The organism is Wandonia haliotis, assembly GCF_039523435.1.
Lineage (GTDB): Bacteria > Bacteroidota > Bacteroidia > Flavobacteriales_D > Crocinitomicaceae > Wandonia > Wandonia haliotis.
Genome location: NZ_BAAAFH010000011.1, coordinates 439521 through 459137 on the forward strand (window position 1 = coordinate 439521; position 19617 = coordinate 459137).

The following is a 19617-nucleotide window of genomic DNA, read 5'->3' on the forward strand; positions in this document are numbered from 1 at the left end:
CATTAAAACCCTGCAACTCGCAGAGTACTGTAAAATTACTTATTAAAACGTGGCTTTCTTTTTATTCTTGTTCTATTCTATATATTATTAGACGAGCAGCCATAAATGCCTGATGAAAATAGATTAAACAGGTGTAACTGCCCTCTAATCACGAAATAATTGCTACAAATATCCGGCCACAGAATAGGCTATATATCCGAACCATTCATGTGTGAGCGCATACCAATCCAAAAGTGTGGAGAATGATGGCAGTATATATTCATCCCAATGATAGCTTCTTCCGGGACCAGTATAATGATCCGTCGAATAAGGAGTAACTTCTACCCCCTGCAACCTGAAACAAGCCCGGGCCCGTTTCATGTGTACAGCACTTGTCACCAAAACTATTTTCCCTTTTTTTAATCCATATTGTTCCAAAACTTTTACAGAATTCACTGCATTTTCATACGTATTCTTAGATAAAGAGTCTATCAATATATCTTCCGGTCTTACTTTTAATTTAATGAGTTCTTCTCTAAACCGAAGAGCTTCATTTAATCCTCTGTCAACGACATATCCTTCATCTCCGGCAAGAAGAACCTTTCCCACTTTTCCCTGATGATAGAGTAACAGAGTTTGCCAGATCCGATCTCCTCCCCTTCTCAGGCTTAGCCTTTCCAGATCATTGTTGTATTCTGCCATTCCGCCCAGTACTATGGCGACATCATGATAACTTATATCTTCCGTCCGGATACCTTCTGTTTCCCAAAGACGAACAAATTCTTTAAAAATAAAGGTGTTGGTAAAAAATAGGGCAAGAACAACTCCGGTCCGAAAGAACCATTTTTTCCATTTCTTATTGGTGAAAAAATAGGAAAGCATAATAAATAGCAAGATCCAAACTCCCGGAAATGTGAAAAAGTGAAATATTTTAGAAAGGACAAAAAACATATCCCAATTGATTTTGAATTACAGCTTTAAGCAGCTACTTTTGCGTAAAAATAACGATTATGCCAAATACACAAGACACAATTCAGGATTCTATCAGTCAGGTAGCTGATACTGTTCAGGCAATTAATGATACTGCTGTACAGGCATCTCCCGCCGACAGTATTCCAAAAGTTCTTAAAGTTCTCGAAAATCCGGTAGAACTTATGTCACCGGGATTCTGGTTAGAAGCAAAAGACTATATTATCGATTTCGGAATTCGTTTAGGAACAGCTATTCTGATCTTTGTTATCGGTTTCTGGATTGCTAATCAGGTTAAAAAAGGAGTTTCCCGTGTGTTCGAACGCAGAAACCTTGAACCATCTTTACGCTCTTTCTTAAAAAGCCTTATTACTGGTGCAATAAAAGTTCTGGTAATTATTACTGCATTATACCAGTTAGGAATTGAAATGACTTCCTTTGTTGCTCTTTTAGGAGCCGCTGGACTTGCCATTGGTATGGCATTTTCGGGAACTCTTTCAAATTTTGCAGGAGGAGTAATCATACTACTTTTCAAACCGTACCGCGTAGGTGATTTTGTTCAGATGCAGGGAGAGACAGGAACTGTCAAAGAAATCCAGATTTTCCACACGATCATGAATACAACGGATAACAAACGTATTATTCTTCCTAATGGTCCAATAGCCAATGGGAATATTACCAATTTTACGATGGAGAATATACGACGCGTTGATTTCAGTTTCGGTATTGCGTATGGAGACAATTTTAAGATTGCTCGCGATACGTTGTTACAATTTATAAAAGAAGATAAAAGAATATTAAAGGATCCGGAACCTTTTATAGGGTTAGGGTCATTAGGAGATAGTTCGGTAAATATTACGGTAAGAGTTTGGGCTAAAACTGAAGACTATTGGGATATATTCTTCGATATGAACGAACGTGTTTACAATGAATTCCCTGAAAAAGGACTCAGCATCCCTTTTCCTCAAATGGATGTACATCTTCACCAGGAAACCAAATAATGGTGACTATTATAAAAAGATAACAGAAAAGGTTGTGAACGATTCACAACCTTTTTCTTTTTCACTACTCCTCTCTCGCAATTCCTCCATTCTTTGGTTATATTTGTAACACGAATTTTGGTTCTATGGACTATAAAGCTGTCATCAAAGAAATAAGAGATAAAAAGTATCGCCCGGTATATTTTCTGCATGGGGAAGAACCTTATTTTATAGATGCGATCAGCAAAGTAATTGCCGAAGAAGTACTGGATGAAAGTGAACGTGACTTCAATCAGACAGTTGTTTACGGGAAAGATTGTGATCCGTATCAGATTGTCAGTCTCGCCAAACAATTCCCAATGATGTCCGACAGACAGGTGGTTATTATTCGGGAAGCACAGGACATCAGAAACTGGGATGCTTTTGAGTCTTATTTTGCCTCTCCGCAACCCTCTACTCTTCTGGTTATCTGTCATAAATACAAGAAATTTGATTCCAGAAAAAAAGCATTCAAAGCTTTAGGAAAAGAGAATGTCACGTTTTTAAGTGAAAAGGTACGGGATTACCAGCTTACTTCCTGGATTACCAAATATGTACAGGAAATAGGATACGGAATAACGGATAAAGCTGCCAGTCTGTTAGCCGAGTTTCTAGGGAATAACCTCGGAAAAATAATCAACGAACTGGATAAACTCTCGATCCTTCTTGAGAAAGGAACCAAAATAAACGACGTTCATATCGAAGAGAATATTGGAATCAGTAAAGATTATAATGTATTTGAGTTGGTTAATGCTATCGGAGAATTAAACATTCTTAAAGCGAATAAAATCATTCAGTATTTCGAACAGAATCCGAAAGCAGCCAATATTGTAGTGATTATTCCGAATCTTTTTACTTTTTTCCAGCGTCTTATGATGATTCACTTTCTGGCGAACAAATCTCCTGATAACGTAGCCATGAATCTAAAGGTGCCGAATTTTGTTGCCAAGGAGCAAATTCGTTATTCAAAGCTATTTCCTCCGAAGAAAATCGCGCAGAATATTAGCTTTTTACGGGAATATGATCTTAAATCCAAAGGATTAGGTGCAGGAAACACCTCTCAGGGAGAACTACTGAAAGAGCTGGTCTATCTGCTTACACACTGATTATCTGTATAAATCCGGAACAGTTATTTCTCTATCAGGTAACCTGAATAAAATCGATCACCAGTTTCTCCTGTAAAAACTTAAACTTTCTCATATCCTGGGGAGTCACAAAAGCAATTGAAATCCCGCGTTTTCCTGCGCGTGCTGTCCTTCCACTTCGATGTGTATAAAACTCTGCCTGATCAGGTAAATTGTAATGAACAACAAAAGCCAGGTTATCAATATCAAGTCCCCGGGCAGCCATATCTGTTGCTACGAGTAGCCTGAATTTCTTTGCCACAAACCCTCTCATCACTTTGTCCCGCTCCTTTTGTGTAAGATCGCCATGTAATTGATCCGCTTCAAACCCCTTAGCCACTAACATTTCGTTGACAGTTTTCGCATCTCCTTTTGTCCGGACAAAAATAATACCCCGGGCATTTCCCATTGCTTTAAGAAAAGCAGTCAACATGTATGACTTTTCATGTTTCTCACAAAGAATATACTGGTGTTCTATTAACGGGTTTATGACTTCCGCTTTGCTTCCTACACGTACAGAAGGAGCTCCTTTCGCCATATACGTAGAAATTACCTCCTGTAAACCATGGGGAATCGTTGCTGAAAAAAGCCAGATCTTACGAAAATCATTTGTTTTGGTCAAAATTCTGTCAATTTCCTTTTTAAATCCCATTGCCAGAATTTCATCCGCTTCATCCAATATAAACTGATGAATTCCGGAAAGATCTACTACGCCTTTATTCATCAATTCCACCAACCTTCCGGGTGTGGCAACCAATACTTGTGTGGGACGTGATAGTTGCTGTATCTGTACCTGAATATCTTCCCCGCCGTAAACCGATTCAACAAAAACTTTCGAACAATACTTCGAATATTTAAAAACGGCCTTCGCGTTTTGTTTGCACAACTCCCTCGTGGGACATAAAATAACCGCCTGAATACGTTTATTAGCCGGATCGACTCTTTCGAGAACCGGAACAACAAAAGCAACCGTTTTACCGGTTCCGGTTTGTGCCTGTCCGACAAAATCCGTTTTTTGATGAATCAAAACAGGAAGTGACTTTTCCTGAATCTCTGTAGGAGTATGAATCCCCAACTCCGATAATCCTCTACAAATTTTATCCGATACACCAAGTTCCTGAAACGTCGACATGCTATTGCTAAATAATTTGTGCCAAAGATAGTCAGAAAACGTGACCTCAAAAGGATAGTACCTTTCAATTACAAATTGATTTCGAACCTGAGGAGTTTTTAGTTAAAAGCCCTTTCTGGTCACACCTTTCTTTCGCTTATTTTTTTTTATCACTAAATAGTCATTTTCCTGTTAAAAAATTTTTGCCGTACTATTAATTAGTGTAAATTGCTCCTCGAACCAGTAGTATTAAATTAATTATGAAAACAAAAATTATGGTGGTTTTAGCCTTTATTGGGCTAAAGGCACTCCCTTCAAGCGCACAATCGCCTGAAATTGTCAATTGGTTAAACCTTCATCCCGAAGTTGAAGCCATTTCCCAGGAAAGATGGGATTCATTTAATGATCAACAAACAGCTTTCTTCAAGACCAGACCTCTGATCATATTCCAGAATGAAATTACGATTGCAGATATCAATACCTATGCTGCAAAAAAAGGAATTTCCGGAATTACCAATGAAAAAAGCAATATTACCGATGCTGTTATCAAAGATTGGATAAAGAATCATCCTGACGTTAAAATCATTCGCAACTCGGAGTTACGTAAAATGTCCGCGGAGGAGATTGAATTTTATCAGGAATGTTCTCAATGCCTGATTCTTTCCGGTGACGAGATCACTTTAGATGATATTAACAGATTTGGACTTTAAAATTTTAACCTAAAATGAAAAAAGCAACACTTATCGCTTGTGCGATATTATTTTCTATTTCATCCATCTATTCACAAAGTAATGACTGTGTCACTTCAGGGGCAGGAGAATTAACGGTAGGAACTTCCTGTTCCCCTGTAACATTCAATTCCTCGAATAATACAAAATACTGGAATTCGGCTTCCGGATGTAGCGGTTCTAATAATGATGATGCCTGGGGATGGTTCACAGCAACATCCAGTTCAACAACCATCACATTTACACCAGATAACACAGGACACGATGCTATTCTACATCTTTTCACAGGATCATGTTCGACCGGAATGAGTGCGTTAACCTGTTCAAACTCCGGAGGAAACGGAGCGAGCGAAACAATTACTTACGCAACGACTCCGGGACAGGTATACATGGTACGTGTTCAGAGAAATGGCAGTAATCAAACTATGAATGGTACAATCTGTGTGTATAGTTCTGCTCCTGTCAGTATTTGTAATAACCTGACGGTTTCCACGACAAACTTCTCACAAACAGGGCTTACAACTTGTGGTGCCGGGGATGATTTCTCCTCTTCAGATGTTTGTGAAGATAGTTACATGAACGGAGATGATTTTGTAATTGAATATACACCCACAACAACAGGGTGCGTATCTATCAGTTTGACAAATACGGATACTTATACAGGTATATTTGCTACGGATGAATGTCCTTCAAGCCCTACAGCAACCTGTTTAGGTTCGGTGACTAATAGTGCCGGAAATCCTACTCTGGTAAGTCTTTCAATCACAGCCGGGCAAACATACTACCTCACAGTATCCACCTGGCCTTCTCCGCAATGTACCCCATTTGATATTACAATCAGCACCATTACATGTCCTATTGTTCCTACGAATGTAACATGCGGAGCAATGGATCCGATTTGTTCAGGTTCTCCTATTGCATTTACGGCTGCTGCTGACGGAAGTGAAGCGGAACCCGGAAATAATTATGACTGTCTGGATTCTCAACCCAACCCCAGTTGGTATTACCTTGAAATATCTCAGGCGGGAGATCTTGTGATTGACATCACTGCCGCTGATGATGTGGATTATGCAATTTGGGGACCTTTCACTGATCTGACTAACGCACAGGCAAACTGTGGTTCTTATACTACTCCCGTAGATTGTAGCTTCTCTATATCTGAAACAGAACAGGCATTTGTTAGTGGAGTTTCTGTAGGAGAGGTTTATGTATTATTGGTAACAAACTATGCTGATGTTGTTCAAACTATTTTTGTTAACGAAGCCGCATCCAACTCCGCAGCAACGGACTGCTCAATTGTACCGCTACCTGTTGAACTGGTTAATTTTGAAGTTTCAAAATTAGAAAATCACAACTTGTTGTCCTGGAGGACCAAAACAGAGCTGAATAATGACTATTTTATTGTTCAACGTTCTTTGGATGGTGAATTATGGGAAACTATTGGTTTTGTTGATGGTAATGGTACTTCAAATGCTGAACACATTTACTACTTCGAAGATCGAATAATTGAAAGTGGTATTTCGTATTACCGATTCAAACAAGTCGATTTTGACGGAGCATTCCAGTTTTCTCCGATCCGATCAATAAACCGATCAAAAGAGAATAACAGTACAGATCTTTACCCTGTTCCTTCACACGGTGGATTTACTATAGCCAGCTCCGGTAAAACAATAAAGGATGTACTGATTTCTGATATTGCAGGTCGTAAAATACTTGTTCAGATCATTCAGAAAACAGACACTTTCTTTAAAGCTGAACTAGCTAAAAATGCGGAAGGTATTTATAATGTAATCATTATCTATGAAGACGGCAGCGAAGAAGTTCGAAAGCTAATTGTTGAATAGTCGCTAATTTCTGATATATGAAAACGGGGTATGGAAAATTCCATACCCCGTTTTTCTTACCTGATTAGTTCTATCACTTTAAGGTGTACATTAATTGTAACATAAAGTGACGGGGAGCCTGAATATCTCCCGGACGCGTCATTATTTCCTCATTAAACACATTATTTACCATGAAATTGATGTGATAACGCTCTTTATAAGCGTACCCCACACGCATATCAAATGCCAGACCTCCCTTTTGATTACGCTCACGATACCCTTTTAATCCGGGAAGAATTTCTGTTCCTGCAATGTTTTCTTCAAACACCCGGTCAATATTCCGGACGTGACTGTTATAACGACATGATACACCTAATTTGAATCCCTTATAGCGACCTTCAACATCTCCTTTTATTAGATGCTTGAATCTGTATTTAAGAATATTTGTAGTCGTATCCGAAAAAGTAGATCGGTACTCGGCATTATCATTGAGACTGATTGGATTCATATACGTATATCCCACCAGGGCAATAAGATCTACGTCACCAATTTTTCCTTCACTATTAAAGGAAACCTCAAATCCGGTTATTTTTGCCTTTTCGGCATTCTGTGCCTGAAATCCTAATAACTGGGCAACCGAATACCCCTCATTTAATAAGTCAAAGTACTCATTCAAATCATCCGGATTATTTATATCAATTGGCTGGTAGGTCTTTGGATTGAATATTCCAAATGCAAATTCAATCATATCGTCGTATTGATTGATGAAACCTGCCACATCTAGCATTCCTTTCCATTTACCAATACGAAAAACTTGCCTTGCCCCAATCTCTGCAGCCCATCCTGTTTCACGATTCAGATTTGGATTTGGAAAAATATTTAATGCCCCCACATTGGTAAACGTATACCTTTCTGCAACAGAAGGATAACGAACTCCCTGACCAAAAGAAGTCCGCAAAAATGTACCTTTGAACAACTGATAGTTAGCTGCTGCCCGTACAATCGGATAGATAGGTGATTTGTATTTATCATTTTTCCCAAAATAGTAGTACGAGTCCCCCTGTCGTTTATTTTGTTCGAAGAACTCCCCTCTTATTCCCCCGGTAAGTATAAGTTTTTTCCATAATCTTTGTTCATACTGTAAATAGACAGCCGGATTAATAGATGTATTTGTTCCAAACAGATTCGCTTTTACCGTAACATACGTATTTGAAATTCCCGTCGTTAACACTCCTCCCCATTTGTTTTTATTTTGAAACTGATAATCGGCAAAATAGGTAACGGATCCGTTATCCTGGTCCGGGTTATTTACGGTTTGATTATCGATATAATACACACGGGTACGAAGATTATGTGTATTTCCTTTTTTATCAATATACTTTACATAAGGATCTACATTCAATCGGTATCCTCTGTTTAAAATAACGGTTGAATTGGAATCCGTATAGTCCCCTCCTCCACTCGGTGTATAGGCTAGAGAGTCATTTTCCCAAATGATATACAAACCTGATTTCACCCATTGGAAATTATACCCTACTCCTGCTTTTAGTCCTTTTACCTTCTGAGGTCTGTAAAAAAAAGTCCCGCTGATTCTTCCGCGAGCCTGTGTTTCTCCCTCCCGGTATCCCTGGTCTGAAAAACCATGTCCGGCAACGGTAAATCCAAATCGCTTGTACATTTTCCCATAATAGACATCAGCAAACCCTAGCATTGGGTTCTTCGACCACCATTTCAAACTACTTCGCTTTGGATTATCATAAACTCCTCCCTGTAACTTTACCCGTAGCTCACCATCTACAGACGGTTCCCGTTCCGATAAAGAAACAACGCCATTGAGTGCGCCACTCCCGTACAATACAGAAGATGCTCCTTTTATCACTTCGATCTGAGAAACATTTTCAATCGGAATGGCATTAAATTTTATATCACCAACGTCCCCTGTTAACAATGGCATTCCCTCCCACAACAACATCACACGCGACCCAACACCATAAGCAAATCCACTGCCTCCCCTTATACTGATTTGTCCATCCATAGCATATACTCCGGGGCTTTGATCAACAGCTCCTTCCAGGTCCACAAACCCCTTACTTTCAATCAGATCAGCCTTAATAATCTCCATAGAGATGGGAACTTCTTCCAATTCCTGTTCTCTTCTTCCGGCAGACACTACAACCGTAGATAATATGCGGTCCGATGATTTCAGGCGAATAGTGATTGCTGATGGTTTCTCCACAAGAGTTGTATCAGTTTCATAGCCAATATAGCTTGTAATCAATTGAACAGGAAAAGTAGAACTATTCAATTTAAAATTCCCGTCAAAATCAGTAATAGCTTTCGCTCCATTAGTAATTTCCATGCGAGCTCCAACAACCGGTTCATTGTTTTTCGCATCAATAACTTTCCCCGTAATATTTTGGGCATGAAAACAAAAAGAAGACATACCCAGTACACAAGCCAGTAAAGTTTTTTTCATAAAGTTTCATAGTATAGCATTAATTGCTCTATCATACAACAGCTCAATTAACAATAGTTTAATCCGATTCTTTCATAATAAGTCGTCACCAAAATACATATTATTTCTAAAAAACAAATCGATTCCCATTGACCTGCCAAAATAAATCTTTTCACATCCTGTAGAAGAGGATCAGGTTGAAAAGGAAACTATTTTTTCTCACAGAATTAAAAAAAGAATATATTTGAGTGAATTAATGATTAGAAATTATGAAGAAACTATTACTACCCGTATCGATTGCTTTTTTCGGTATTAACCAAACATTTGCTCAATGTACGCCTGTTGACTGCTCGGCTACGCTTCAGGCATACGGTGGTGTTTGTGATACCATGATGCTGGATGGAACCGTCAACCAATCCTACTCTGATTTTGAATCTTTTGTACTTACTCCCAATTGTTTTGATGCCGGAATGATTGATCCCGGTCAGGCGGGTGTGGAAATAAAAATTACCAATATTGATAATTTTTCATATTCCGGTTTTCCTAATGGGGTATCCGGCCAAACCAATCAATCATCCTATCAGTCAGGGAGTTCAAATACGCTTGGCTGTCTTGCAGTCAGTGGAACACCAACAGAAATAGGTGTTTTTAATCTTACTATGACATTTTTGGCTGATGTGCAATTATGCGGTGCAATACCTGCTCCCATCAATGATAATGAGGCGAGCTATGTATTATGGATGACCGTTAAGCCTGTTGCTACTTTTAGTGGGTTAAGTTCGGAGTACTGTGTTACAGACGGACCTGTAAACCTGAGTATTACAGGTACAGCAGGAGGAACACTTTCAGGTCCGGGAATAACGGGGACAACTTTCAACCCTTCTACTGCAGGACCCGGAACGCATGAAATTAAATATGTTGTTTCCAAACAAGAAGGAGCCGCTATTGCTCCGGCTGCTGACAGCATGATTGTAACCGTAAATGTTTATAACGCGGGAACTACTTTTTACCAGGATGCGGATAATGACGGATACGGGGATATTAATTCTACCATTCAAGCCTGCACACCTCCAACAGGTTTTGTAAATAACAGTTTGGATTGTGATGATTCTGATCCTACTATTTATCCGGGCGCAGTTGAAATACCTGACGATGGTATTGATCAGGATTGTGATGGTTCTGATGCTTTCCTGAGTATTGAAGAATTATCCAGTGAATTGCTCACTATATATCCGAACCCTACTAATGGTAGCTTAAAAGTAGATTTGGGTAATCTCACTATGCAGGAGATTCAGATTCTTGATCTGAACGGAAGAATTGTTCACTCCGTAAGTGTCCAGTCTTCATCAATTGAATTGGATGTACAAAACCTGAACAATGGAATTTATATTTTATCTGTTTCCGTTGAAGGAAGTTTACTTCAAAAGAAAATTATCGTACGAAAATAGTATTGAGTTTTACTAGTGTTCGATAGAACTTATAGAAAAGCGGGAGGTCTGTAAAGGATCTCCCGCTTTCACGTAATATGGTTTTGCAGAACTCAACCACCTAAAAAAAGCAACTGCTTTTGGATAGTAAATTTCTCTGAGTTATTGACTATGCATACACTACTACATCGTTCCGTACCACCATTCCTGGAAAGCAAAACTGATTTATGGTATATTCAAACCCTTTTAGGCCACAGCAGTAGTAAAACACCGGAAACAGACATAATGATCACATTTTCAAGTATTCAAAGTCCATTTGATGATTTGTAAATCAAAAACATTTCATTAATTTCACAATGTAATATTCAGTAAAACTGTACAATGTTTCCATATTGTAGACGATAGTGTATGGTTAAATTGGATGTATAAACTAGTTGGCAGTAATATAAATGAGACAGAACAGTCATGGCATAATACGAGCTCTTCGTAGGGTTGAGAAAAACTCAACACAGGAAACTAACGAAAAGAAAGGAGGAAGTGGAAATTTTATTTCTTTTCTTGCTTTGATAATTTCAATAGTTGCACTCTACTTTCAATTTTTCTATTATCATTACGACTTGAATGCCAGTTTTATAAGTGGTGGATACGAAAATGATTCTTTACGACTTCACATTATTTACCATAACAAAGGAAATCAAGATGGAACCATTTTGAAGGCTGAAGTATGGTATTTTTCAGATTCAAATGTTGAACGACCCAAGAATCATCTGGGATTTCGTTCAAAATTGAATGACCCAGTAATATTACCTCCTGGAAGTCAAGAGTTTCATATCATTTCAGAGCCAACAGATTTTAAAATTTTTGACTTTGAAAAAAATAATACAAATCCATTTGACACTCTGAGAATACAATTGCAATTCAGATATCTAAATGATTATAACCTTCTATCTGAAAAAGAAGAGATTGTTGGGTGGGTTACCCTTGACAGCAATAAACAAGTAGACTACTATTCATTGTCTTTCAAAAATATAATTCTCGAAACGGATACTTATATCTCTGAAACGTATAGAAGTAAATAAATACTACTGCCAACAAAATGTAAAAAATAGCGCGGGTTGACGGTCATCCGAGAGGTTTAGGTTTTTCGGCCAGCTTTGGTTTCAGCCGACAATTAATTACTTTTAAACGCGCCAATTTTTTACACAAACCGTTGGCAACAATGAATCAACCATATGTGGATTGGAATATCAAAGGAGTATAAAAGCGAAACAATTAAAAAAGTCCTTCAAAGCTATTTTAATTCTGATAATGTGAAATTATTGAATGATATTACTGAGCTTGATATGGAATATGAGTGCTTCGAAATTGACCATAATTCAAGTGAATTCCCCCTAGTAATAACATACATAAAATCTAATGACGTTGATGTTTACAATAAATGCATGAAACTCGCTAAATATATTTCAATAGAATTAAATTGTAACACAATTTGCGATGGATCAGATGAAGGAGATGATTCAAGCCCATATTGGTCAATTGTTTGGAAAAGTGGAATCAGCTTTTTAGCCGATGATTGTGGGACGAAATTTGCCGACAACGAAGGAGGAGAAGTCAAGATTGTGAGAATGATTAATATTGATATTTAAAATGTTGCTAACACTATGTAAAAAGCATTAAAACGACTTTTTACATTTGACCGGTAGGCAACTAAATAAAGTACCCCAACTTGCATCTGTTACCAATTTTTGGTAATTTTAATCAAAAAAGCAGACTATGGGACGTAACACATCTATCTCACTTGGCGATCACTTCGAAGATTTCATTAATAAAGAAATTAAGTCTGGGCGTTATGGCTCAGTGAGTGAAGTTATCCGAGCAGCTTTACGACTTCTTGAAAGTGAAGAGCGAAAAATTAATGAATTAAGAGATGCTCTAATACTTGGTGAACAAAGCGGATGGGTTGAAGATTTTGATCCAGAAGAACATTTAAAAGCGCTTCATAAAAAATACAAATGAAAAAATTAGCGCTGAGAATTAGTTCCGAAGCATATTCGGACTTAGAAAAGATATGGCTTTACACCATAAATTCAAAAGAACAAGCTAATAGGTATTACTCCTTAATTATTGATGAAATTAGTTTTTTAACCCAAAACTATTATTCTGGTAAATCCGCAGAGCACATACGCCCAGAATACAGGGTGTCTTTCGTAAAATCACACATAATATTTTATAAAATTGTGGATGACCAAAAATTGGAAGTTATTAGAATTTTACATCAAAGTGTGAACATTGAAGATTGGATTGAATGATGCCTGTAACAGCAAATAAAGAAGAGAGAATTGAATTGATTATTGCATTTGAATTGTGTTTTGACCTAGGTTCACATAATGACGGGGCGACAATGACAGTAGATGTTGGAAATGTATTAAAAGGACTAAATAACTATAATCCAAACTGGAAACCAGATGATGAAAAATAAAAACCAGCTACCAACAATCGCTATAAAAACATGCCCTTCAGGACACTGCGTATAGCCAAACCATTACACACCAATAAAAAAAATCGAATGAGAACAATATTCATAAGTATAATTTTCACCCTAACAGCAACCATTGGAACGAGTCAAAGCAAGGCTTATCTTCCAACGGAAAAAGCAATAGCTGATATTCATTATATGATTAAAAATATTGAGGAAATTCACTACAATCCTTACTTTAAAATAGATAAAGAACTGTTTACTCAAAAGAAAAATGAATTATTAGGTAACTTTACTAAAGATTCCGTTTCTATTAAAACTTTTGTAGCAACAGGAATGAAACTAACCGCCCTAATGAGCGGCGGACATACCACAATGGACTGGCAAAACAATGACATTTTTCAAGAATTAATGTCTCAAAAATTCATTCCTTTTACAGGTAAGCTATCAAACGAAAACTCCTATTTAATCGTTTCTCGTTCTGCGATTCAAGACATAGAAAAAGGCACGCGTATTATATCCATAAACGGAATAGACGTGAATGAATTATACAAAGAGTGTATGAGCTATATAGGAGGAATTGAGACTTTCAAAAATGTTTATTGTGAGCAAGTATTCCCTCTGTATTTATTTTTCACAGATAAAATTTCAGCACCATATAGCATAAAAATAGCTAATGAGAAGAAAGAAATTGAAGTAGATGGATTAGATGTTTCAGAATTAAATGAATTTTTGACTCAAAATCAGCAAAAAGAAAACTATACTTTCAAGATAGTCAAAGATGAAATAGGGCTTATTACATATAATAGCTGCACAGATTATGATGTTTTCAGTGAATTTCTGGACGAAACATTTAAAGAAATTAAAGAGAAAAACATTAACAAACTCATAATAGATATTAGAGAAAACCTTGGCGGAAACTCCAGTTTAAATGATTTATTGCTTTCATATATTGCCACAAAGCCCTATAGACAATCAAGCGGTAGATATTGGAAAGTTAGCAATCAAGCCAAAACTACTTTCAAAAACAACCCCGAATTTGAAGAGATTTTTGGGGAAGAATTTTTAAAAAAATATGATGAATCTGGAAATCAAACAATTATCGAGTCGTTTGACGAAGAATTAGTTCAACCAATAAAACCTGAAAATTATTTTACTGGAAAAACATGTGTACTTATTGGTTCCAGTACTTTTTCTAGTGCTAATTTTTTAGCAGATGCTATAAAAACATACCAACTAACTACATTGATAGGATCGGCAACAGGCGAATTAACCAATGACTTTGGAGAAGTAATAAACTTTACTCTTCCTAACTCTGGCAACTATGTTTATGTAAGTTCAACCTATGACATTGGAGCAAATGGTAATCCCACTATTTTTGAACCTGTTTATCCAGATATAGAAACGAATAAAGATGCACTAGAATATGCACTAGATTGGTTGAAGTAAAAATCTCCATTTGATTGATTAATTTAGTTGCACAATAACTATAAAAGGAATAAAAGTCATGACTTTTATTCAGACGTTGGGCGTCATTAGAAGAAACTGAAAATGAATTCAATAAAAGGTATATTAGATAAGAGTGACTATGAAATCTATGATGACTTCTTGAATTTTCAAGTGGACGGATATTGGCTTGACGAAAAACTTGAAGAATTCTATCCAGGGAATATGTATAAAGGAACAGTCCCTACACTTTTGTTTTGGATGGAAATTGAAAAGGAACGTGAAGTTGTTTGGAATAGAATTTTGCCTGATATCGGACATAAAACAATCTGCCCAATTTTAATGTGTCCAGATGATTGCGATTTTTCCTGTACGCTAATTGACGCTGAAATTGAAAACACCGGTGGTACAATTAAGTGGAATAAAATAGGGATTGACCGAACTGAAGAATTTGAACCTGATAAAATTGGCTCAACAGTTGAATGGCTTGATAAAACTCAGCCACTTGAATTTGATTTAACTGAGTATGAACAAATGCTTGACGAATTCAAGAAGCACTTTGAAATTGACAAACTAAGATGGGAAGAAAGGAATAGAGAACTTCAAGAAGAACAGAAAAAGAAAAATAACGAACGCCCAACAATGCATAAAAGCAATGGCGGTAAAAGTGATAAAACGAAAGTTAGTACTAACAATAAAAGTCGGTCTTGGTGGAAAAGTCTGTGGTCTTAAATCCACCACTGCTTTTATGCGAAACCGTTAGCTTGCATTAAAAAACCGATCGAACATTGAACAACATTGGAATAAAACTAAAGGAAGTATACCTACCATTCTTACTAGTCTCAATTGGGACTATTCTTTTTTACAATCTATTTAGGTGGACTTTTGATATTAAACTTGGAGTTCTTCTATTAAAAGAGGACTTGCTTAATTTTTGGATTCCTTTCGCTCTTCCTTGGATACCGATTTTGATTTGGCTTAGACGTAGGAATAGAATTTTAAATGTTAAGGGAAAAAGAGACAATGGACATTTCTTTTATCAGTTTGCAATGGCAGGCGCTATTGCAGTTCCAATAATTGTAAGTCAGACTTATATAGAAAAAGCTTCATTTGATTTAGTGTCCATTACCAGCGCTGATGAAACTAAAAGCCAAAGAGATGAAAAGTACTTCAATATCAACTCATTTAGAGTTGACAAAAATGCAAGTCTTCCATATGTCACAGCAAGGACTTCAGGTAGAAACAATGACAATCTAAACTTCTATCTATATCTAGCCTGTCCTTTTGAAAATTCCGACAATGTTTGGTACGGTGTTGAATATTCGAAGAATTTGAGCAATCGAATTAGTAATGACAAAAAAGATTCTGAGTACAGAAGTTTCATTGAGAAATCTGAAAAAGAGTTTGATACTTATAATTTTCAAAATGTAAAGTACTTTGAAAAACTTGGCTACTCGGATGATAGAGATGGATTCATCGAGGCAATCAAAGAAAGATTTCCGAATATAACAAAATCAGAACAATTAATTCTTGTTCCCAAAACTGATGTTTTTGAAGATAGACTTGGAAACACCTTCTCTTGGATTTTTGGCTCATTTGGAATTGGATCTTTTATACTACTCTTAATGGTGGTTATTCCAAAAATTGACGAGAAAGAACTGAGAGACTTAAAAAAAGGCACACCATTAAAAGAAGATGATCTTAAAGATATGTTGGAGTTTTTAGACCCGAGAGGATCTAATAAAGCAACTGCAATCCTACTTCTATTAAATATTGCTGTTTTCGTAATAATGATTTTCGTAGGACTGAATATTGTCTCACCGACACCTAAAGAACTATTGGAGATTGGAGGAAATAGACGGTTTGAAGTAATGAATGGAGAATATTGGAGACTTTTTACTTCGATATTTATCCACGGTGGATTGATGCACCTTTTTATGAATTTGTTCGGTTTAGGATTAGGAGCAAGTTTGTTAGAAGGAATTCTCGGAAGAACTCAACTAATTATAAGTTTCATAGTTTGTGGTATTCTAGCCAGTATCGCAAGTATCTATTGGCACGAGAATACGGTAAGCGTAGGTGCATCAGGTGCAATATTTGGACTGTATGGATTGATTTTGGCTTTTACTGTTTTCAAAATTTATCCGACACATATGCGTGGAATGACTTGGATGCTACTAGGACTTTATGCAGGAGTTAGTCTGCTGTTCGGGTTCTTAGGTGGTATTGACAATGCTGCCCATTTTGGTGGACTAATAAGTGGTTTTTTTCTAGGAGGAATATTGATACTAATTGAAAAAGAAAAATTAATAAAAAACGCAAGCTAACAACGGCTATAGTGCATACCCTTGTGGTGCATTTAAAATGAAACAAGAGATTAAAATATGTGATGAATGTGAAAGTGAGTATTTTGCTGACTCATCAGAAATGATGAAACTATGTCCAGAGTGCTCTCATTATTTGTACGGATATGAAAATTGCAATCACGTTTTTTCGAATGGACGATGCACAAAATGCTATTGGAATGGAGTGAGTTCGGATTATGTAAATGGACTTAAGTCGAAACGATGGACTCCAATTTCTCTCGCTGAACTCAAAAAACTAATTGAGTCAGCTGTTTCTAAAATGACAACTAAAGAAAATAAGTTTTGGAATAAGATTGCAATCCGCCCTATTAAATGGAAGGAAATCGAATACGGTGAAGAGGGAAATGGATTTTGGGTTGTCGGAATCTTTGACAACAAAGTGATTTGGTACAATGAAATTGAAGAAGGTTTTAATGTTTCAACGTATTCTAATTATGGAGAAATTGATGAGTATAGTGCGGAACAAGACGAACTTCAATGGACAATAAAAAAAATAAAAAACGCACCACAACAAGGCGTATAGCTTATGGCGGGTGAACAGTTGCCAGCAAGGTTTTCGCTTCCGGTGGACAGGAAAGTGCTTCGAAACCGCCACAAGCCATATGCAAATCGTTGTAGTACATTTAAGAAAATGACTTTAGAAATATTAACCAAAGCGATTAACGAATACCGAAATGAGGGAATTGAACTAATGGAAAGATTAGGAAACAAATTTGGTTATGATATTACAATCAAAGAACAGTACGAAGAACTGATTTGGAAGGAAAATTCAAAAGTCCCAAGAAAAGGAAAACTTTCTGAAAGAGTGAATTACGCATTTCACGGTGGAGAATGTCATTTTCACAAAAAAAAGACTCAACAGAATATCGATGTTATTCTAACTAACCCACCAAAATTTGGAAAAATTGATGCTTGGTTTTTAAAATCATTTTTAGATAGCACAAAAGAGTATTCAGAACTGACAAAACACATTGATTATCAAGAATTAAAACCAATGCTCAATGAATTATATAAAACTGGTAAAGTAGAGGAAATAAAATGAATATCGTAGAAAAAGAAGCTGACAGATTTTTTGATAGACTTTATCGTAATGGAAAAACCAATACGCTTGAAAATCTTAAAGACCATATTACCTCAAAATTATATGACTTTAACAGAGATAGAGATAAGCTTGATTTTCTGAAAATCATACGACGAAAAAGCGTTGAAGATAGGGATAAACATATGAAAAACTGTAATGGTTGTGGTTATGATGAAGAACGTAATATTGGAATTTTTGCAATTGACCAAGAGATAGATGATATAAATCGCTTTTACACATATGAACCAGAAGGAGAAGATGAGTTTAATGTTGAAGAAGAATCAGAATTACACAATAAACTCAACGATATACTTGAAAAACTAGAAAAGCAAGGTTTCGGACAACAAATCATATTTGAAGAAATTGAGGATTTGAAAAACCACTTTAATTTAGGAAAGAAAAATTGGTTTCAGCTTTTAAAAGGAAAAGTTGTTGACCTTACTCTAAAAAAAGTTCTTGATAAGACAATCGTACAAGAAATTTACAATCAATTGAGTGAAGGTTTTGACCAAGCAATAAAAATGATAGAATAAAAACGCACTACAACAACGCATATAGCTTATGGCGGGTGAACGGCTGTCTGCAAGGTTTTCGCTTCGTAGCAAGCTTTGATTTCGGTCGACAGGAAAGTACTTCGAAACCGCCACAATCCATATGCAAAACGTTATATACAATTGACCATCGTATGAAGAACTGGATGACACTATTTTGTTTATTAATCTCGCTACAAAGTGTGGGACAAGAAGCAAATAATGAACTTGAGTTTACGGTGATAAAGGAAACTCTTCCACAAGTGTTAGATGCGAATCCTATCTCTTTCGTAAGCTATTTAAAAGGCGGAAGAGTTTATGAGTCGTTACTCTCAACAACCTCTATCTCCCCTGATTCTAATCAATTAAGAGTCGAACTAGATCTACTCGCTGATTCGATAGCTGAAGTTCTAAAGAATACTAAAATAATTATCCAACTTTCGGATACGCTTTTCGCATATAAGTATTCACCTACTTATATACATTTCAATTTTGGTGATGGTTGGGTTGATACATTTGATTTACGGGATAGCAGTACCTGGTCAATTGAATATGAAGACTTAGTAGAGGTTTTTCAGACCAATCACGAGTACCGAGGACTTTCAAAACCGATTGACCTTGAATTCATAGAGCTAATTAAGATGCATATCAATTCAATTTCTAATGAGGATATTCCAATAGATATAAATAAGCTAAGCAGTTCAAACTATTCATTTACTACTGTTCTTCCGCTAAATCACGACTCATTATGGCACCAATCAATACTATTGAAAGGGATACGTGTTTTCAGACCAGTCTTTAATTCATCAGAAGATAGGGCTTGTTATTTATTTTCTTATGAAACAAGAACTGATCCATGGCGGGAATTTGTTTTTGTTGAAAAAAAGAATGGGAAATGGTACTTTCTTGAATCGTATGGTAGCAAACACGTTGACAAAAATGAAACCTGGTTTAAATAATACACCTACCCAAAAGTAACAGTTCAGCAGTTAAATCAAGCTTTGTACCTGGCAGACAGTGAAATACTTCTAATCTTTACGTTGCGTAGCCTTGAACATTAACTACAAGTAAAAAAACAAACAG

General features: G+C 36.5%; 20 protein-coding genes. 17 read left to right on the forward strand and 3 right to left on the reverse strand.

Annotated elements, in window-relative coordinates:
* Positions 1 to 162: 162 nt before the first annotated feature.
* Positions 163 to 930 (reverse strand): YdcF family protein, encoded by a 768-nt coding sequence (locus ABDZ97_RS10190; protein WP_343787219.1) that lies wholly within the window; start codon positions 928 to 930, stop codon positions 163 to 165.
* Positions 931 to 989: 59 nt separating this feature from the next.
* On the opposite strand from ABDZ97_RS10190, the gene ABDZ97_RS10195 reads away from it, so the two are divergent.
* Positions 990 to 1949, forward strand: a complete 960-nt coding sequence (locus ABDZ97_RS10195) for a mechanosensitive ion channel family protein (protein WP_343787221.1) — start codon at positions 990 to 992, stop codon at positions 1947 to 1949.
* Positions 1950 to 2074: 125 nt separating this feature from the next.
* Positions 2075 to 3073, forward strand: coding sequence for a DNA polymerase III subunit delta (gene holA, locus ABDZ97_RS10200; RefSeq protein ID WP_343787223.1), 999 nt, complete (start codon positions 2075 to 2077; stop codon positions 3071 to 3073).
* 34 nt (positions 3074 to 3107) lie between these two features.
* On the opposite strand, the gene ABDZ97_RS10205 is transcribed toward holA, so the two are convergent.
* A complete protein-coding gene (locus ABDZ97_RS10205; RefSeq protein ID WP_343787225.1) occupies positions 3108 to 4223 on the reverse strand; it encodes a DEAD/DEAH box helicase in 1116 nt (371 codons plus the stop codon).
* Between the two features lie 239 nt (positions 4224 to 4462).
* Here ABDZ97_RS10205 and ABDZ97_RS10210 point away from each other — a divergent pair, with 239 nt between their 5' ends.
* Positions 4463 to 4912 carry a hypothetical protein gene (locus tag ABDZ97_RS10210; protein ID WP_343787227.1) on the forward strand — a complete coding sequence of 150 codons (450 nt, stop codon included), beginning with the start codon at positions 4463 to 4465 and terminating at the stop codon, positions 4910 to 4912.
* A 14-nt stretch (positions 4913 to 4926) separates the two neighbouring features.
* Positions 4927 to 6774 (forward strand): T9SS type A sorting domain-containing protein, encoded by a 1848-nt coding sequence (locus ABDZ97_RS10215; protein WP_343787229.1) that lies wholly within the window; start codon positions 4927 to 4929, stop codon positions 6772 to 6774.
* A 73-nt stretch (positions 6775 to 6847) separates the two neighbouring features.
* Here ABDZ97_RS10215 and ABDZ97_RS10220 read toward each other — a convergent pair whose 3' ends face one another.
* Positions 6848 to 9229 carry a TonB-dependent receptor gene (locus tag ABDZ97_RS10220; protein WP_343787231.1) on the reverse strand — a complete coding sequence of 794 codons (2382 nt, stop codon included), beginning with the start codon at positions 9227 to 9229 and terminating at the stop codon, positions 6848 to 6850.
* A 248-nt stretch (positions 9230 to 9477) separates the two neighbouring features.
* On the opposite strand from ABDZ97_RS10220, the gene ABDZ97_RS10225 reads away from it, so the two are divergent.
* The 13 genes from ABDZ97_RS10225 (at position 9478) to ABDZ97_RS10285 (ending at position 19493) form a co-directional block, all read left to right on the forward strand.
* Positions 9478 to 10656 carry a T9SS type A sorting domain-containing protein gene (locus ABDZ97_RS10225; protein WP_343787233.1) on the forward strand — a complete coding sequence of 393 codons (1179 nt, stop codon included), beginning with the start codon at positions 9478 to 9480 and terminating at the stop codon, positions 10654 to 10656.
* Between the two features lie 428 nt (positions 10657 to 11084).
* The gene (locus tag ABDZ97_RS10230) at positions 11085 to 11714 is read left to right on the forward strand and encodes a hypothetical protein (RefSeq protein WP_343787235.1); all 630 of its coding nucleotides are present in this window, start codon (positions 11085 to 11087) and stop codon (positions 11712 to 11714) included.
* Between the two features lie 153 nt (positions 11715 to 11867).
* The gene (locus ABDZ97_RS10235) at positions 11868 to 12281 is read left to right on the forward strand and encodes a hypothetical protein (RefSeq protein WP_343787237.1); all 414 of its coding nucleotides are present in this window, start codon (positions 11868 to 11870) and stop codon (positions 12279 to 12281) included.
* A 127-nt stretch (positions 12282 to 12408) separates the two neighbouring features.
* Positions 12409 to 12651 (forward strand): type II toxin-antitoxin system ParD family antitoxin, encoded by a 243-nt coding sequence (locus tag ABDZ97_RS10240; RefSeq protein ID WP_343787239.1) that lies wholly within the window; start codon positions 12409 to 12411, stop codon positions 12649 to 12651.
* Complete coding sequence (locus ABDZ97_RS10245) at positions 12648 to 12944, forward strand: type II toxin-antitoxin system RelE/ParE family toxin (RefSeq protein WP_343787241.1); 297 nt, start codon at positions 12648 to 12650, stop codon at positions 12942 to 12944. Before ABDZ97_RS10240 ends, ABDZ97_RS10245 begins: the two co-directional genes overlap by 4 nt.
* On the forward strand, positions 12941 to 13114 hold the full coding sequence (locus ABDZ97_RS10250) for a hypothetical protein (protein WP_343787243.1): 174 nt from the start codon (positions 12941 to 12943) through the stop codon (positions 13112 to 13114). Before ABDZ97_RS10245 ends, ABDZ97_RS10250 begins: the two co-directional genes overlap by 4 nt.
* An 87-nt stretch (positions 13115 to 13201) precedes the next feature.
* The gene (locus ABDZ97_RS10255; protein ID WP_343787245.1) at positions 13202 to 14560 is read left to right on the forward strand and encodes a S41 family peptidase; all 1359 of its coding nucleotides are present in this window, start codon (positions 13202 to 13204) and stop codon (positions 14558 to 14560) included.
* A gap of 102 nt (positions 14561 to 14662) precedes the next feature.
* Positions 14663 to 15289 (forward strand): hypothetical protein, encoded by a 627-nt coding sequence (locus tag ABDZ97_RS10260; RefSeq protein WP_343787247.1) that lies wholly within the window; start codon positions 14663 to 14665, stop codon positions 15287 to 15289.
* A 56-nt stretch (positions 15290 to 15345) separates the two neighbouring features.
* A complete protein-coding gene (locus tag ABDZ97_RS10265) occupies positions 15346 to 16884 on the forward strand; it encodes a rhomboid family intramembrane serine protease (RefSeq protein WP_343787249.1) in 1539 nt (512 codons plus the stop codon).
* Positions 16885 to 16921: 37 nt separating this feature from the next.
* On the forward strand, positions 16922 to 17446 hold the full coding sequence (locus tag ABDZ97_RS10270; protein ID WP_343787251.1) for a hypothetical protein: 525 nt from the start codon (positions 16922 to 16924) through the stop codon (positions 17444 to 17446).
* Positions 17447 to 17449: 3 nt separating this feature from the next.
* A complete protein-coding gene (locus ABDZ97_RS10275; protein WP_343787253.1) occupies positions 17450 to 17965 on the forward strand; it encodes a DUF6896 domain-containing protein in 516 nt (171 codons plus the stop codon).
* Positions 17962 to 18537, forward strand: a complete 576-nt coding sequence (locus ABDZ97_RS10280) for a hypothetical protein (RefSeq protein WP_343787255.1) — start codon at positions 17962 to 17964, stop codon at positions 18535 to 18537. Before ABDZ97_RS10275 ends, ABDZ97_RS10280 begins: the two co-directional genes overlap by 4 nt.
* A 152-nt stretch (positions 18538 to 18689) precedes the next feature.
* Positions 18690 to 19493 (forward strand): hypothetical protein, encoded by an 804-nt coding sequence (locus ABDZ97_RS10285; RefSeq protein WP_343787257.1) that lies wholly within the window; start codon positions 18690 to 18692, stop codon positions 19491 to 19493.
* The last annotated feature ends 124 nt before the right edge of the window (positions 19494 to 19617 follow it).